The following is a 15913-nucleotide window of genomic DNA, read 5'->3' on the forward strand; positions in this document are numbered from 1 at the left end:
AACGGGAGAAAAAATAAAGTCCGGCTCTTAGACAAAAGCCGGACTTTTCCGTTAAAAACATAACAACTACATAACGCAGCTGCTGCCCGAAAAGTTATGCGTCAAAAAAATAGTTGCGTAATTTTCCAAAATAAATTCATAACTAGTAAGAAAAACAGGCAATTACCGAAATGTCCTATGTTTTCATAGAACTATTCAAATAACCCATGGCCGCCCGTCAGCAACCTATATACGAAGTAAAGGTCGAAACTACTGTTTTGGCCAATCCGTTCAGCTCCGCCGAGCCCACCTATACCTATTTTTCCAATCTTAAAAGAGCCGTCGATACCATCCGGATTGTTCTGGGGGCGCAGGGCTGGCCCATCCCGATCAGCTACTCCTCCGTATACCGCGACCTGAAACTACGTAACCTGTACTTTCAGACCTTCAGCGCCGAAGGGGTCAAGTACTTTCAGCTTACCATTACCAGGCGCATCATTAATCCGCACCTGACCACGCTGGGTATTGACGAAATGCCCCGCCCCCGGAAATCAAAAAAGTAGGGTTTTTATTTCTTCCAGGTACCTCCTTTGATAAAGGCCATGTACCGGGTTACCTCGGCCTTTACGACCGGCAGCAAAAAGAACAAGCCGATGAGGTTAGGTACCGACATGGCAAAGATCATGGCATCCGAGAAATCGGTAACGGCACTCAAACTGGCCGCGGCTCCGATCACTACGAAAAAGCAGAAAAGTACTTTATACAGGATGTCGTTGAAGCGGTTTTTGCCAAACAGGAACAACCAGGCCTGCAGGCCGTAGTAGGACCAGGAGATCATGGTAGAAAAAGCGAAAAGAACCACGGTGAAGGTGAGTACATACGGAAACCAGGGAAGTACCGTAGCAAAGGATTCGGACGTCATTTCTACGCCACCCATGTTGCCGGCATTGTCGTAGTCGCCGGTAATAATAACGACGATGGCGGTCATGGTACAGATAATGACGGTATCGATAAAGGGTTCCAGCAGGGAAACCAGTCCCTCACTGGCCGGGTACTCGGTTTTTACGGCCGAGTGCGCAATAGCCGCTGAACCTACGCCCGCTTCGTTGGAGAAAGCCGCCCGGCGGAAACCCTGCACCAGTACCCCCACCAGGCCACCCGATACGGCCACCGGACTGAATGCCTCCGTAAATATCAAGGCCAGCGTCTCGGGCAGGTTGGCAATATTGACCCCAATCACGACCAGCGCCGCCAGAATATAAATGCCGCACATGAAGGGTACTATTTTCTCCGTAACCGCTCCAATACGCTTGATACCACCAATAATGACCATGGCTACTACTGCAGCCATCACAACTCCAAACACTGTACCGGCCGACGAGGAAGTACTTCCTATCATAGTCAGAAACTGACTGGCCGCCTGATTGGCCTGAAACATATTTCCTCCGCCAAAAGAGCCGCCTACGCACATAATGGCAAAAAATACGGCCAGTACCTTACCTACTCCCCCCAGGCCGCGGTCGGCTAATCCCTTGGTGAGGTAGTACATAGGGCCACCGTATACTTTTCCGTCCGGGCCTATTTCGCGGTACCTTACCCCCAGGGTACATTCGACAAACTTGGACGACATACCCAGAAATCCCGCCACGATCATCCAGAACGTAGCACCCGGCCCTCCCAGTGATATGGCAATGGCTACCCCGGCTATGTTACCCAGTCCTACGGTACCCGACACAGCGGCCGTCAGGGCCTGAAAATGGGATACTTCTCCGGCATTGGTCGGATCGCTGTACTTGCCCTGTACGGTTTGTATAGAGGTACCAAAACCACGGATATTGATAAATTTGAAATAAACCGTAAAAAGGATAGCCGACAGCAGCAGGAATATGATCACCAGGGGCATATTGGTAGCAGCGCTGTCACCGAGTTGAATCGAGTAGAATACGATACCACTCACAAAGTCGGTAGCGGGCTGTACTACATCATTAATTTGTTTGTCGAGACCTCCACTGGGTGCTTGGGCGAAGAGGGGTGCCAGGGTAGTAAAATAACCCAGTGCAGAGAGTAACAGAAATTTCTTGCTCATAGAGGACTTTAGGCAGAAGTAGAGAGTTTTATTTAAAGTAAAAAATAATATTTGGCTATAAAGGGCTTAAACTAATATAAAATTTCAGATATAAGCAACAAAAAAACCGCAGGTAGCGCTACCTGCGGTTGCTATTACTCCTATTTAACTACGATTTATTTCTCCGGATGATACTCTTTACCCATCAGGCTGTGCTTTTTGCCGTAGCCAAAATAGATAGCCAGGCCCAGAGCCAGCCAGATAGCCAGCCGGTACCAGCTTTCGGTAGGCAGCGAGTACATCAGGTATAAACATATCAGAATACCCATTATCGGCACGAAGGGTACCAGCGGCGCTTTAAAGGAACGCGGCGCGTCGGGCATTTTGCGGCGCATCATCCAGACTCCCGCGCACACCAGACAAAACGCGAACAAGGTACCTATACTCACCATGTGCCCCAGGTCACTGACCGGTACGAAGCCCGCAAAAATACTAACGAAGCCCATGAAGAACAGGTTTGTTTTCCAGGGGGTACTGAACTTGTAATGAACTTCGCTGAAAAATTTCGGCAGCAGACCATCCTTACTCATGGTATAAAATACGCGGCTCTGCCCCATCAGCATCACCAGCATGACGGAGGTGTAGCCCGCCAGAATGGCGACAATCAGTCCGGTCTGAAGGAAGTCGTAGCCGGTCTGGGCAAAAGCGGTGGCCGCGGGCTTGGCGTCATTAGCAAACAGCTTGTAGTTGACCAGGCCGGTCATTACGTGCGCAAATAACACGTACAGAATGGTACAGACAACCAGTGAACCCAGGATACCGATGGGCATGTCGCGCTGGGGATTTTTGGCTTCCTGCGCCGCCGTAGATACGGCATCAAATCCAATGAAGGCAAAAAACACGACCGCCGCTCCGGTAGCGATACCCGACCAGCCAAAGTGCTCATAGTCGCCGGTGTTTTCGGGGATGTAGGGGGTATAGTTAGTAGGGTCAATGTGGCTCCAGCCCAGGGCAATAAAAATAATTACCACGGCTAATTTCAAAATGACCAGCAGGTTGTTCATCAGGGCCGACCCCTGGGTACCTCTTATGAGCAGTAGCGAAAGCAGCGCTACAATAAGGATGGCTGGTACGTTGATCATGCCGCCTTCGATAACAGTACCGTCACTGAGCTTTACTACTTCAAAAGGCGAACATACCAGCTCAACCGGCAGATGTATTCCAAAGGAATTAAGAAACTCAAGCAGATACCTCGACCAGCTCACAGCCACGGTGGCCGCTCCCAGGGCGTACTCAAGTACCAGGTCCCAGCCGATGATCCAGGCGACAAACTCGCCCATGGTGGTGTAGGAATAGGTGTAGGCGCTACCTGCTATGGGTATCATAGAGGCAAACTCGGCGTAGCAAAGGCCGGCAAAGGCGCAGCCAACGGCCGCCAGCACAAAAGAGATGGTTACTGCCGGGCCGGCGTGTTCGGCGGCGGCAATACCGGTGAGTGAAAAAAGACCGGCCCCAATGATAGCACCAATACCCAGTGCCACCAGACTGGAAGCCCCCAGTGAACGTTTTAATTGATTTCCTTCGTCAGAAGACTCTGCCAGTAATCGTGCCAGGGGCTTTCTGATCCAAAGTTGATTTGCCATAACGAAGAGTGATAGGAGATTTTTAGTGTCAATGAACCTTAAAACTAATGCAAAATTCAGGAATAGTGGATGGCTATAAATAGAAAAAGGGAAAAGTCTGTACTTTTCCCTTTTTCCAATAATGAGTGATTAAGCTTTAATCGTCTTGGTTTTTTTACCGGCTACAGGTGCCTCTACGGGAACTACCGGGGCCGAAGCGGCTTCCCTTAGTTGCTCACGCTGCAGGGCATCAACCACGATGGGCGCCGCAATAAACAGAGAAGAGTAGGTACCTACAATTACCCCGATCAGCATGGAGAATGTAAACCCGCGAATTACTTCTCCGCCAAAAATCAGCAGCACCACCAGCACGAGCATGGTCGAGATACCCGTTACGGCCGTACGGCTTAGGGTACTGTTGAGGGCATTGTTGATGATGGTCGGGATACTTTCTTTTTTCGCCCCTTTGTCGTTGAGGTACTCACGGATACGGTCAAAGATTACCACCGTATCGTTCATGGAGTAACCCATGATAGTCAGGATAGAACCAATGAAAGCCTGGTCGATATCCAGCGAGAAAGGCAACCAGCCGTTAAACAACGAGAAGATAGCCAGCAGCACAATTACGTCGTGAAAAAGCGCGGCTACAGCTCCGTAGCTGAACGCCAACCGGCGGAAACGCAGGAATATATACCCGAAGTTTACCGCTACGGCCAGCAGTACCGCCCAGATAGCCGAAATCATGGTGTCGTACGCAATGGTAGGTCCTACCTTCGCGGAGCTGACAATCTCGCCGCTGTTACCCTGAATACCCGCTACACCCTGCATAATCTTGGCTTTGGCCTGCTCGTCTGCTTCGGGGGTAGTTTCGTCAATCAGGTAGTCGGTAGTAACCTTTACCTGGTTAAAACCACCGAAGGTTTTTACTTCCGGCGCATCACCCAGGGCCGTGGTCATGCTCTGACGTACCTCGTCGGTACTTACGTTCTGGTCAAACCGAACTACATAGGAGCGGCCACCTTTAAAGTCAATACCCAGACCGAAGCCTTTGAAGATGAACGAGCCAATACCAATGGCCAGAATAGCCGATGATACTATATAAAACTTACGGCGCTGCGATACAAAATCAAACTTGGTATCCTTAAACCAGTTTTTAGTCAGGGAAGTACTAAAAGTAAACGTTTTGCCTTTTCTGACATAGTACTCCAGCAACAGGCGGGTAATGAATATGGCCGCAAACAGCGACGTAATCAAACCAATCACCAGCGTAGTCGCAAAGCCCAGTACCAGACCGGTACCGAATATGAACAGAATTACCCCCGTCAGCAGGGTAGTAACGTTAGAGTCAATAATAGCCGAAAGAGCGCCTTTAAAACCATCCGTAACGGCCTGGCGGAAAGGCTTCCCGGCTTCCATCTCAGCCTTGATACCTTCGTAAATAAGTACGTTGGCGTCAACCGACATACCAATGGTCAACACAATACCGGCAATACCCGACAGCGTAAGTACGGCACCCAAAGAGGCCATTACGCCCATCAGGAAGAACAGGTTCACGAACAGGGCAATGTCGGCGATCCAGCCGGCGCGGCCGTAGTAGGCCACCATGAACACCAGTACGATTATCAAACCAACTACCGAAGAAAGAATACCAGCTGTTACCGCTTCGGAGCCCAGCGTAGAACCTACGATGGCTTCCTCTACGATGTTGGTCGGCGCGGGCAGTTTACCGGCTTTCAGTACGTTAGCCATATCCTTGGTTTCTTCCACGGTGAAGCTACCCGTGATGCTGGAGTTACCATTAGGGATTTCGCCCTGTACGGTAGGTGCGGTATACACCAGATTATCCAGGATAATAGCGACCGGACGGCCTACGTTGTTCGCCGTCAGCGTGCGCCACTTGCGGGCTCCTTCGCCATTCATGCGCATAGTAACCTCGGGCCGGCCACGCTCGTCGTAGTCGCTGGTAGCATCTACAATCACATCGCCTTCCATCGGCACCTGGCCGTTTGGCTTCTTGATGAAATAAAGTGGCAGGATCTCCTGTCCGTTGGTAGCTTCAATACCCTTACGCTCCCAGGAAAACACCAGGTCGCTGGGGAAAAGTGAGCGTACTTCGGGGCGATTCAGGATTTCACTCGCGCGGGCGGTGTCTTTCAGGTATACACCCAACCCCTGCGGAAGCGGAACAAACAGGTTGGTCAGTGCGGCCGACTGGCTGGCCAGGGCAGAGGTATCAGCCTGAGCTGTTGTGTCGCTTTTCTGCGCCAGCTGCGCTTCAAGGCTGCTGGTACCGGTTTGGCGGGTAGTATCCGTAGTTGCGGCAGCGGCAGGGTTAGGCGATACTTTCTTAGTAGCGTCTTCACGGGCCAGGTATACCGCCAGCTGGTCAATGGCCGGGGCAATTTCCTGGATGGTATATACTTCGGCAAATTCAAGCTTGGCCGCTCCTGACAGCAGCCGGCGAACGCGCTCGGGGTTTTCTACTCCCGGTAGCTCTACCATGATGCGGTTGGTACCCGGCAGGCGCTGCAGGTTCGGATTGGCCACCCCAAATTTATCAACACGGGCCTGAATAATTTCGAAAGCGCGGTCAATAGCTCCTTCTACTTCGGTATTGAGCATATTGACAACTTCTGAGTCAGAAGAGCTGCTGCTGATCTTGCCCCGGTTGGCGCTGTTGGCAAATACACTGGCCAGACGGGTGTTGGGGGCTATTTCTTTATAAGCATCTACAAAAAGGTCCACGAAGCTGCGCTGGCTGGTCTTCTGGGCTTCGGCAGCTCTTTTCAGAGCCTGCTGAAACTGGGTACTGCGGGCGTTACCACCGGCCAGTCCCCGTACGATGTCCGTAGGTGATACTTCCATCACTACGTGCATACCGCCCTGCAGGTCAAGGCCCAGTCCGAGCTCTCGCTCCATTACTTCCTGCAGCGTATGACCCAGGTAGACATCCTCCCGCCAGAGCGAGTCAATGTACCTTTGTTTTTTGGTGAAATCCACCTTACCCTGCGCGTCGGTCGCATACGCTTCCGCGTTCTGCTTGTAGTTCCGAGCTACAAAGGTAAACGACAGGTAGTACAGGCTGATAAGAGCCAGCACTATCGTCAATCCGATTATTCCGGTTTTGTTTTGCATTGTTATACAGATAGATTGAAATAATTACAAGAGATAAATAAGGAACAGCCACGTCTTTACCGCTGTGCCACGGGCACAGGATACAGTAAAGGAGACCTATCAGGAAAAGAAATTCCGCAAAGGGAAGCCGAAAGCGCAGGGAGTCTAGGGGGCGTTTATAGCAATATGGTGCCCAAAGACTTTTCGAAAGTAAGAGAAAAAATGGAACGGCTCACTGAAAGAAGCCGGTAGGGCCGAAGCTACTTCCACGAAGCGCCAGGTAGGCGGGGGAAGCAAATAAAACGTTTGGGCAAAATCAAAGGAAGACGCCGGTATTACCACCGCATCCAGCGACAGTTCACTCATCCGGGCCGCGTCAGGCTGACGCTCATCCGCAGCGGTGGCCTTCTGCTCAGTAGCTACCTTCTGCTTGCCTTCCTGCGTGACCGACCACGACTTACCCCCTACCGCTACCAGAAGCAGCATAGTGGCCAAGAGCCAGCTTACCAATTGGGTGCTATGTCGTTGCTTCTTGTGCACTGTCAGACAGCTGAGTTTTCAATTGAGGGCGCAAAGGTTATTCCAAAAAGTCAGATAACCAAATGTTTGCCAGACATTCGTAGTACTTTCAGAAGATAAAATGGTAAAAAATGGCCCCATAATTATTAAAAGCCAGGGCTGGTTCTTTTACTTAAGGGAGCATCGCTCTGTACCCTGTAACGAAAAAGTAGGTTTGGTCGTTTCATAAGTAGACAGTATTTTCGGCGATATGGAAACAAATCCGCATAACTTACACGATCTTATTAAGCTGGCGTTGCTGGAAGACATCGGCGACGGCGACCACACCTCTTTATCCTGTGTACCCGCTGAAGCCGCCAAGCGGGCCCGTCTGCTGGTAAAACAGGACGGTATCCTGGCGGGCGTAGAGGTAGCCCTAGCTATTTTTAAAGAAGTAGATGTTACCCTTAAGATAGATGTACAGCTGCAGGACGGCGCTTCGATAAAAGTAGGGGATGTAGTACTGACGGTAGAAGGCAGCGCCCGCTCCATTTTGCGGGCCGAGCGATTGGTACTGAATAGCATGCAGCGCATGAGCGGGATAGCTACTTACACCCGGCACATGGTCGACCTCATCGCCGACCTGCCCGTGAAGCTCCTGGATACCCGCAAGACTACCCCTAACTTCCGCGTATTTGAGAAAATGGCCACGCGTATTGGCGGGGCGGTCAACCACCGCATGGGCCTCTACGACCTTATTATGATTAAGGATAACCACGTTGACTACGCCGGAGGCATTGAAGCCGCTATCCAAAGCGCCCGAAAGTACCTGCACGAAACGGGCAAAAACCTGAAAATAGAAATAGAGGCACGTAACCTGGCCGAGGTAGACGAGATCCTCCGCCTAGGTGGCGTGGACATTGTGATGCTGGATAACTTCTCGCTGGATGACTTGCGCGAAGCCGTACGGCGCATTGGTGGCCGGTACGAGACCGAAGCTTCGGGTAATATCAAAGAAACTACCCTGCGGGCCGTGGCCGAAACCGGCGTGGACGGTATATCGAGCGGGGCCCTGACGCACCAGATCAAGAGCCTGGACCTGAGCCTAAAGGCCTTCTGAACTTAAACTGACCTTATATTGGGTAAAGCAAGAGCCATACCGTCCGCGCAAGTAGTACTCCTCCCGACGACGGCATGGCTCTTTTGGTTGCTGACTGGCCCTGCCTTGGCGCAGGAGCCCCCCCGTCCCGACATTGACATCAACGCGTTTATCCAGGAGCTATTTCCGGTACCTACCGACGAGGCCAACTACGAAGACCTGTACGAAGCATTATACCAGCTCTATACCAATCCGCGCAACCTCAACACCGTCACCCGCGATGAACTGGCCGCTACCTACCTGCTTTCGCAGGAGCAGTTAAATGCTTTTTTTGACTACCGCATTAAGCTGGGCCCGCTGCTGTCGTTGTATGAACTACAGGCCATACCGGGCTTTGACCTGCCTACCATCCGGCGTCTGCTGCCGTTTGTCGTCGTACAGCAAACGGGACTACCCCTGGCCCAGAGCTTTCAGAACCCAACCCAGCACTTCCTGCTGCTGCGCACCGAGCGTCTCCTGGAAACCCAGCGAGGCTTTTCGGCCATCGATACCAGCTCGCGCTCCCTGACCCGCTACGCCGGTGGCCCCCTGCAGTGGTACGCCCGCTACCGCTACGCTCGCACCGGCGCTTACAGCCTGGGCTTTACTATGGAAAAAGACGCCGGTGAAGTAGTACGCTGGCAACCCGGCCAACAGGTATTTGGTCCCGACTTCACCTCCTTTCACGCCCAGATCATGAACCGGGGGCGGCTCAAAAACCTGATTTTGGGTGATTTTCAGATGCAGGCCGGGCAGGGGATGGTCATGGCGGCTGGTTTTTCGCTGGGGAAGGGGGCCGAAGTAATACGTACCACCTACCGAAGTACCCTCGGCCTGCGCCCCTATACCTCGGTGCTCGAGGCGGGCTTTTTCCGGGGAATAGCCGCTACCTACGCCCTCACCCGCAGCATTGACGTCACGGCTTTCTACTCGGGCGTGCGCCGCGACGCCAGTATAAATCCCGAGAACGTGGCCACGGGGCAGTTGCTGGTGTCGTCGCTGCAAACGGCCGGACTGCACCGGACGCCCGCCGAGCAGGCGCGGCAGGGTATTATCCCGGAGCAGAATCTGGGCTTTCATGCCCTGTACCGCACTCCTTCGCAACGAGGGCAGCTCGGTATTACGGCGCTAAGTACCTCCTTTGGTGCCGATTTGCAGCGGCGCAGTGTACCGTACAACCGGTTTGAATTTACAGGAAAAGAAAATCTGGTCATAGGCCTGCACGGCGACTACCGCTGGCAGAATATCCACTTCTTCGGCGAAGGCGCCCGCTCGGCCAGTGGCGGGGTAGGTGGCATCGGCGGACTGATTGCAGCCCTGGGCAAAACCCTGGACTTTACGCTGCTGCTCCGCCACTACGACCGCCATTTCCATACATTTTACGGGAATTCATTCGGCGAAGCCACGCGGCCCATTAACGAAACAGGTACCTACTGGGGCCTTCGGTACGCGCCCAGTCGTCGCTGGCAGTTCAGCGGGTTCTACGACCGCTTCCGGTTTCCCTGGCTCAAGTACCTGGTCAATGCTCCCTCCGTGGGGCACGACTACTTCCTGCACGCGCAGTGGATGCCCAACAAACGGCTGCGTACCTACGCGCTCCTGCACGAAGAGCACAAGCAGCGCAACCTGCCCGGAAGCAGTGAGCAGCCCATGAACCCACTCGCCACGACCATTCGCCGTACCGCCCTGATTAATTTTGAATACGAAGTACCCATGCAGTTCAGTGTCCGGACGCGGGTACAGGGGGGTGACTTTACCTATGTAGGTACCTCCCGCTCGCGGGGTTTTGCCGTACTGCAGGATGCTACCTGGCGGTGGCGGCAACTGGAGCTGAGCGGACGGGTCGCCTTTTTCTCCACTGACAACTACGACAGCCGCCAGTACGTGTACGAGAAGGATGTGCTGTACGCGTTTTCGTTACCGGCCTACTACGACCAGGGTACCCGGCACTACCTCATGGCCCGCTATGTACTTAGCAAACACCTGCGGGTATGGCTCCGCTGGTCCCAGACCCTTTACTCCAGCCTGGAATCAATCAGCTCGGGTCTCAACGAGATACAGGGCAGCACCCGCAGCGAAGTAAAGGCGCAGGTCATGTACCAGTTTTAATGGTCGATTTTGGGTTAGAGAATGTCGGTGGCCGTGAAGGTCAAAGAGGTCTGGTAGTACTTATCTGTTCTTCCGGCTTCTCCCGTTAGGGGCTACTCAACCCGGTACTGGATGTACTTCAGAGGGGAGGAGTTGCCAGTGCTTTTAGTAGCTACTATAAAAGAATCGTCGGCTTGCCAGCTAAATCCAAACCCCTGGGGGTACTGCCGGAATACCTGGTTTTCGATATCCAGCAGCCATACGTCAGGCGCTCCGGCCAGGTTGGACGAGAAAAGTAAATACCTCCCGCTGGGCGACATTTCCGGAAAATCAACGGCATAGTGCAGGGCTATGGGAAAAGCTCCGGACTGTCCGCTGGAAATATCAAACTGCTGCAAGCCTTTCCCCGACACCCCGTCGACATAATAAAGCAGTCGGGTACCGTCGCTGTGCCATGTCCAGCGCACACTACTAAACAGCTGAGAAGGGTAGAACCGCTTCTCGGCTGCTTCTTTTTCATTGAATAAAAATAGTCCGCTGCGGTTGTAATCTTTGTAGGCAACAGATTTTCCGTCGGGAGAAATTTTAAAATCCCACAGTCGTACCTGGGAGGGTAGTTGGTAAGAAACAACCGCCTTGCCCCCTACATCATAGTAAGCGGCTTTGCGGTCTTTTCCGCTGGTTTGTTCCAGAAAAAGCCGGTCCGAGTTGCTGCTCCACCCACGCACAAAGCCGGAGCCGATGGTGGCCAGGAGGGTATTCTGCGTCAGGTCTTTCACCAGTACGTCCTTGCCTTCCAGGTAGGCTACTTTCTTTCCGTCCGGCGAAAAATAGCGGGTTGAAGCCCCTGCCGCTGTTTCGGCTATTGTGTTTGTTGACGAATACTCGTGCCGGATTGCTACAATGGGCTCACTGAGCGGCGTTGTGACCGACCCCCTGGTACCTTTGGAGGCTATGAAGTAGAGGGTGTTGGGCTTTAGGTTGTTCAACCGCACCGTAGTTGAGTCGGTGGTGAAGGCATAGGTTAGCTGATCGGGGCGCTCGCCAAGCCATATTTCGGCTTTATCAAATTTAGCAGGTACGGGTCCGTTGTGGGAAGCAAAGACCTTTCCCGATAGCTGTAGCTCAACATAAGACTGATGATTGACAGAGCGTAGCGCTACTTCTGTAAGTCCGTCGGGCATAGGCTCCGGCGAGTGACCACATTGAAAGGCACTGCTTAACAGTACTACGAACGCGCTGTAAACTAAAGTCTTTTTTAGCATCCTATATATTCGAAATAGTGTTTCAGGATAAAGATAAACAAATTCCGGAAACAATAGACCTCTATCGGCTCAATCCTCCGGTTTGGCTTTGGCCGGGTCAATAATGGTTTCGGCGCGGCTGATGGCGGAGGCGCCGAAGAAACCCAGCGCTTGTTTGCCAGCCGGATTCCGGTTGCGGACGTTGGTAAAAATATTGGCGGGAGGCGTGGCAAAAATTCCGCCGTTCGTAGACTCCTGCCGTACCTGCTGCAGAAAATAGTAGGCTTCGGGCGTAATGCTGTGCAGTTCGACGCCTACCGTGTCGCCCGCCGAAAAAAGACGATTGACGTTGATGGAGCGCCGGAGGGGTAAAATAAACACGAGCCCGTCCGAGACCGAACCGGGTGAAAAAGCCGCGTCAAACGCCAGCGTGATGTTTTCGGGGTCGTCGGCGTACAAACCCCCTCCTTTAAGGGCTTTAATCCAGTAGGTATCGCCCACGCCCCCAAAATCACGCGCGTAAAATTCGGCAAAGAACCCTTCTCTGGGACCGTCGGGCGGATTAAAAGGCAATGATTCGGCCTGGTACACCAGCGAGTCAATAACGGGTACGGGCCGGATGGAGGAGGTAGCGGTATACGCTTCGCCGCCATAGTTCACCCGTAGCGTGTAGGTGCGGCCGATGCGCCCCAGCGTATCGCCCGGCCGGGGTACCCAGTAGTAGACACCAGTACCCGTACTATCTTTAAACGGGAAAACCTGCCCTTGTCCATCGGTAACCGTTACCTCCGCGCCCAGCGCCGGCTGCGGCTCGTTGTTATTGAAGTACCCCGACGACAAGGTCAGCCTGATGCGCTGGGGGCCGGGCTGGTTGGTAAGCCAGCCGTCTACGACCAGCTGCTGGGGGCCATTTTCAACGGACAAATCAATGACATCTTCGCAGCTTACCAGCCAAGGGCTCATGCCCAGTAGCAGGGCAAGTACTACAATATAGTTACGTCTTTTTTTCATAGTTGGGTAGGGCACTAGGTACCCAATCAAATACAGTTACTGATTTATTCTACAGCAAAAAGAACCAAACCCGAACGGGTCAGGTACTTCCAGCTCACTCTGACGAAATAATTGGCTTTTGCTTCACGTAGCGCGCTTCGGCGAGGCTGTCCAGCATAAACCGGGCTACCGCCCGGCGGCTTACCATCAGTTTGGGTTGGGCCGAGGAGTCCAGTACCACTTTTACCCCTTGATCTCCCGAGCCGTTGGTCAGACCAACGGGCCGGACTATGGTCCAGTCCAGGTTTGACTTCTCAATTATTTCCTCCTGCCGCTCGTGGTCCCGGTAGGCTACCCCTATGTTGCTGTTGTCGATCATAAACCTGAACCAGCCGGGTATATCTTTTTTGGTTTCGAGCACCCCCCAGGCCGTTGTGACCAGCAACCGCTTAACGGATAGCTCCTGACAGAGAGCTACTACTTTATGAGCGGTAGAAGAAAGCAGGTCCGACGGTGAGCGCAGCGCCGACCAGGGAAAGTCCGTAGTCCGGGAAATATTAAGCGTACTTAGTACCGCGTCGCAGCCCGTAAAAGCTTTACGAAGTACCTGTTCGTCGGCAGGAGTACCTTCCACCAGGTCAAGGTTTTCGTGCCGCAGCTTCCAGGCCGAGGGGTTGCGAACAATAGCGCGAACCTGATAGCCCCGCGCCAGGGCTTCTTTTACAACCCACTGGCCGGTGCGGCCGGTTGCACCTATTACAGCAATAGTAGGAGGAGTAGGCATGAGTTAAAACCTGAAATTATAGGTTACGGCGGGTACTACGGTACCAATTACTGAGTACCGCACGGCTTCGGTAATCTGCGGATTATCCTCGTTTTGCCGTACGTACACTGAAAAAGGATTGCGCCGATTATACACATTGTATACCGAAAACACCCATTCCCCTTCGCCCCGGCCGAAGAGTTTCTTCCGCGACTTCAGCGTAGCGGCCAGGTCAAGGCGGTGGTAGGCCGGTATGCGGTTGTTGTTGCGGGCATTGTACACGTTGTAAGGCAGTGCCCAATTTTTCCATACAAAGCGGTTGGTGGGGAAGGTAGCGGGCGTTCCCGAGGTAAATGTAAAGTTCGAGGAGAGCGTCCAGCGGTCGTTTAGCCCAAAAATGCCTACGGCGGTGAAGTTATGGGGTTTGTCAAAGCGGGCCGGAAACCAGTTGTTATTGCTGACGCCTTCCACCAGCCGCTCGGTACGCGCCAGGGTGTAGCTGAGCCAGCCGGTGAGGCGTCCTTTGTTTTTCTTAAGATAAAACTCCGCCCCGTAGGCGCGGCCTTCGCCAAAGAGCAGGTCGCCTTCCACGTAGCGGTTCAGGAGCAGGTCAGAGTTACGAACGTAGTCAATCTGGTTTTGCAGGGTCTTGTAGTACACTTCCACCGAAGCCTCGTAGGTATTGTCCCGGAAGTTCTGAAACCAGCCCAACGCTACCTGATCGGCCAGTTCGGGTCGAATGGTGCGGGTACTCAGCGTCCAGACGTCCAGCGGCGAACTGGCAGCGGTATTGGACAGCAGGTGCAGGTACTGCGCCGTGCGGTTGTAGCTGGCTTTGATAGAGGCGGTAGACGATAAACCTATGTTCATAGAGAACCGTGGCTCCCAGTTGCCGTACTGCTGAATCGTTTCCCCCTGCCGGTACTGCTCGCCCGGCAAGACCGGGAACTTCCGCTCGCCGGGTACTACCTCCCGGAACTCATAGACCTGCCCGGGTCCCAGGTAGCGGTAGTGGGAGTAGCGAATACCGTACTGCAGCGACAGCCGCTCCGATACCTTCTGCTCGTTACCGATGTACAGAGCTGACTCGTCGCCGTAGCGGGGTTGCAGACTAATGTCGCGCCGCTCTCCGGCCGAGATGGCTATGGCCGCGCCCGGCCGGGAGTCGTAGTGGATGTACTGCCCGCCAAAGGAGATCTGGTTGTTGGGGGTGAGGTAGTAGGTAAAGTCCGGCTTAACGCTCTTGCTGATGATTTTGGAGTTCCACACAAAGCGATCGGGGTTTTCTTCCTTGCTGTCTGACTCGAGGGCGTAGTCGTAGTTGCTGTAGTAGCCGGTCAGGTTCAGGAATAGCTTGTTGGAAAAAACATGGTTCCAACGGGCGGTGGCGGTCCCGTTGCCCCAGCCAAAGCCAAAGTCGGCCCCGAAGACATCGCGGCCGAAGTAACCGGACGCGTAGAAGGTATTCTTGTCGTTGAGGCGGTAGTTGGCCTTGGCGGTGAGGTCGTAGAAATTGAAGCGGGCACCTTTCAAATCTTTGTTCAGGAAAGGCTTGGCCAGCACATCAATGTAGGACCGCCGCGCCGCCACAATAAACGACCCGCGCCCCTGCATAAACGGCTGCTCGTAGGTAAGCCGCGAAAAGATAGTACCTATACCGCCGTTGATTTCACGCTTTTTGGAGTTGCCTTCCTTCATCCTGACGTCCAGGATCGAGGAAATGCGTCCCCCGTACTGTGCGGGTATGCCACCTTTGATTAGTTTTACGTCTTTTACCGCGTCGGGATTAAAGACCGAAAAGAAACCAAACAAATGGGACGAATTGTAGACGGGCGCTTCGTCGAGCAGCACCAGGTTCTGCGAAATATCGCCCCCGCGTACATTAAAGCCCGAGGCCCCTTCGCCCACGGTGGTTACGCCCGGCAGCAGCTGAATGCTCCGGATGAGGTCTACCTCGCCCAGCAGGGCGGGCATTTGCCGGATGGTCTTCATTTCCACCCGGTTCACCGACATTTCGATGCTCCGTACGTTTTCGTCCTCCTTCCGGGTCGACACCACCACTTCCTGCAGCTGTCGGCTTTCCTCGGTCATCTCCACATCAAGGCGCTGGTCGGCCGTAAGGGTTACGGATTTTTCGAGTTTGTTGTACCCTATGTAGGTGTATACCAGCGTATAAGTACCGCTGGGCAGCGTTAAAGAATAAAAGCCGTAGGGATTGGTAATAACGCCGGTACCCGCCTCCCGTACATACACCGACACGCCAATAAGCCCTTCGCCGTTGGAAGCATCTTTTACGTAACCGCTAACGGTAGGCCGGTCCTGCGCTTTACCAGCTGTGGGTACCAAAAAGCAGAGAAAAATCGGGATATATATACGCAGAAAGTACTTCATGAAAATTGAATTTTTCTCATT

The 15913-nt window shown here is 53.3% G+C and carries 11 protein-coding genes; 3 read left to right on the forward strand and 8 right to left on the reverse strand.

Features of this window, described 5'->3' with window-relative positions:
- Positions 1 to 206 precede the first annotated feature (206 nt).
- A complete protein-coding gene (locus tag VGN67_RS22640; RefSeq protein WP_327489469.1) occupies positions 207 to 542 on the forward strand; it encodes a hypothetical protein in 336 nt (111 codons plus the stop codon).
- A gap of 5 nt (positions 543 to 547) precedes the next feature.
- Here the strand turns inward: VGN67_RS22640 and VGN67_RS22645 are convergent, their stop codons facing one another.
- From VGN67_RS22645 to VGN67_RS22660, 4 genes are all read right to left on the reverse strand, one after another.
- Positions 548 to 2065, reverse strand: coding sequence for an alanine/glycine:cation symporter family protein (locus VGN67_RS22645; protein ID WP_327489471.1), 1518 nt, complete (start codon positions 2063 to 2065; stop codon positions 548 to 550).
- A 155-nt stretch (positions 2066 to 2220) separates the two neighbouring features.
- On the reverse strand, positions 2221 to 3687 hold the full coding sequence (locus tag VGN67_RS22650; RefSeq protein WP_327489473.1) for an amino acid permease: 1467 nt from the start codon (positions 3685 to 3687) through the stop codon (positions 2221 to 2223).
- A 129-nt stretch (positions 3688 to 3816) separates the two neighbouring features.
- Positions 3817 to 6801, reverse strand: a complete 2985-nt coding sequence (gene secDF, locus VGN67_RS22655; RefSeq protein WP_327489475.1) for a protein translocase subunit SecDF — start codon at positions 6799 to 6801, stop codon at positions 3817 to 3819.
- A 144-nt stretch (positions 6802 to 6945) separates the two neighbouring features.
- Complete coding sequence (locus VGN67_RS22660; RefSeq protein WP_327489477.1) at positions 6946 to 7266, reverse strand: hypothetical protein; 321 nt, start codon at positions 7264 to 7266, stop codon at positions 6946 to 6948.
- 283 nt (positions 7267 to 7549) lie between these two features.
- Between VGN67_RS22660 and nadC the strand changes: the two genes are divergently transcribed.
- Together nadC and VGN67_RS22670 are read left to right on the forward strand one after the other, a co-directional pair.
- Positions 7550 to 8398 carry a carboxylating nicotinate-nucleotide diphosphorylase gene (gene nadC / locus VGN67_RS22665; protein WP_327489479.1) on the forward strand — a complete coding sequence of 283 codons (849 nt, stop codon included), beginning with the start codon at positions 7550 to 7552 and terminating at the stop codon, positions 8396 to 8398.
- An 18-nt stretch (positions 8399 to 8416) separates the two neighbouring features.
- Positions 8417 to 10525: a helix-hairpin-helix domain-containing protein gene (locus VGN67_RS22670; RefSeq protein WP_327489481.1), complete on the forward strand. Its 2109-nt coding sequence runs from the start codon at positions 8417 to 8419 to the stop codon at positions 10523 to 10525.
- A gap of 92 nt (positions 10526 to 10617) precedes the next feature.
- Here the strand turns inward: VGN67_RS22670 and VGN67_RS22675 are convergent, their stop codons facing one another.
- The 4 genes from VGN67_RS22675 to VGN67_RS22690 form a co-directional block, all read right to left on the reverse strand.
- The gene (locus VGN67_RS22675; RefSeq protein ID WP_327489483.1) at positions 10618 to 11688 is read right to left on the reverse strand and encodes a hypothetical protein; all 1071 of its coding nucleotides are present in this window, start codon (positions 11686 to 11688) and stop codon (positions 10618 to 10620) included.
- A gap of 150 nt (positions 11689 to 11838) precedes the next feature.
- Positions 11839 to 12759 (reverse strand): DUF4249 domain-containing protein, encoded by a 921-nt coding sequence (locus VGN67_RS22680; RefSeq protein WP_327489485.1) that lies wholly within the window; start codon positions 12757 to 12759, stop codon positions 11839 to 11841.
- A 94-nt stretch (positions 12760 to 12853) separates the two neighbouring features.
- The gene (locus tag VGN67_RS22685) at positions 12854 to 13522 is read right to left on the reverse strand and encodes an NAD(P)-dependent oxidoreductase (protein ID WP_327489487.1); all 669 of its coding nucleotides are present in this window, start codon (positions 13520 to 13522) and stop codon (positions 12854 to 12856) included.
- Between the two features lie 3 nt (positions 13523 to 13525).
- Positions 13526 to 15892, reverse strand: a complete 2367-nt coding sequence (locus tag VGN67_RS22690; protein ID WP_327489489.1) for a TonB-dependent receptor — start codon at positions 15890 to 15892, stop codon at positions 13526 to 13528.
- Between the last annotated feature and the right edge of the window lie 21 nt (positions 15893 to 15913).

This window comes from Telluribacter sp., from assembly GCF_035998675.1.
Taxonomy (GTDB): Bacteria; Bacteroidota; Bacteroidia; order Cytophagales; family Spirosomataceae; genus Telluribacter.

Excerpts from the sequence above, each read along its gene's own strand:
- secDF (WP_327489475.1), bottom strand. The coding sequence starts at position 6,801 with ATGCAAAACAAAACCGGAATAATCGGATTGACGATAGTGCTGGCTCTT.
- VGN67_RS22690 (WP_327489489.1), bottom strand. The coding sequence starts at position 15,892 with ATGAAGTACTTTCTGCGTATATATATCCCGATTTTTCTCTGCTTTTTG.
- VGN67_RS22675 (WP_327489483.1), bottom strand. The coding sequence starts at position 11,688 with ATGCCCGACGGACTTACAGAAGTAGCGCTACGCTCTGTCAATCATCAG.
- VGN67_RS22640 (WP_327489469.1), top strand. The coding sequence starts at position 207 with ATGGCCGCCCGTCAGCAACCTATATACGAAGTAAAGGTCGAAACTACT.
- VGN67_RS22645 (WP_327489471.1), bottom strand. The coding sequence starts at position 2,065 with ATGAGCAAGAAATTTCTGTTACTCTCTGCACTGGGTTATTTTACTACC.
- VGN67_RS22680 (WP_327489485.1), bottom strand. The coding sequence starts at position 12,759 with ATGAAAAAAAGACGTAACTATATTGTAGTACTTGCCCTGCTACTGGGC.
- nadC (WP_327489479.1), top strand. The coding sequence starts at position 7,550 with ATGGAAACAAATCCGCATAACTTACACGATCTTATTAAGCTGGCGTTG.
- VGN67_RS22685 (WP_327489487.1), bottom strand. The coding sequence starts at position 13,522 with ATGCCTACTCCTCCTACTATTGCTGTAATAGGTGCAACCGGCCGCACC.
- VGN67_RS22650 (WP_327489473.1), bottom strand. The coding sequence starts at position 3,687 with ATGGCAAATCAACTTTGGATCAGAAAGCCCCTGGCACGATTACTGGCA.
- VGN67_RS22660 (WP_327489477.1), bottom strand. The coding sequence starts at position 7,266 with ATGCTGCTTCTGGTAGCGGTAGGGGGTAAGTCGTGGTCGGTCACGCAG.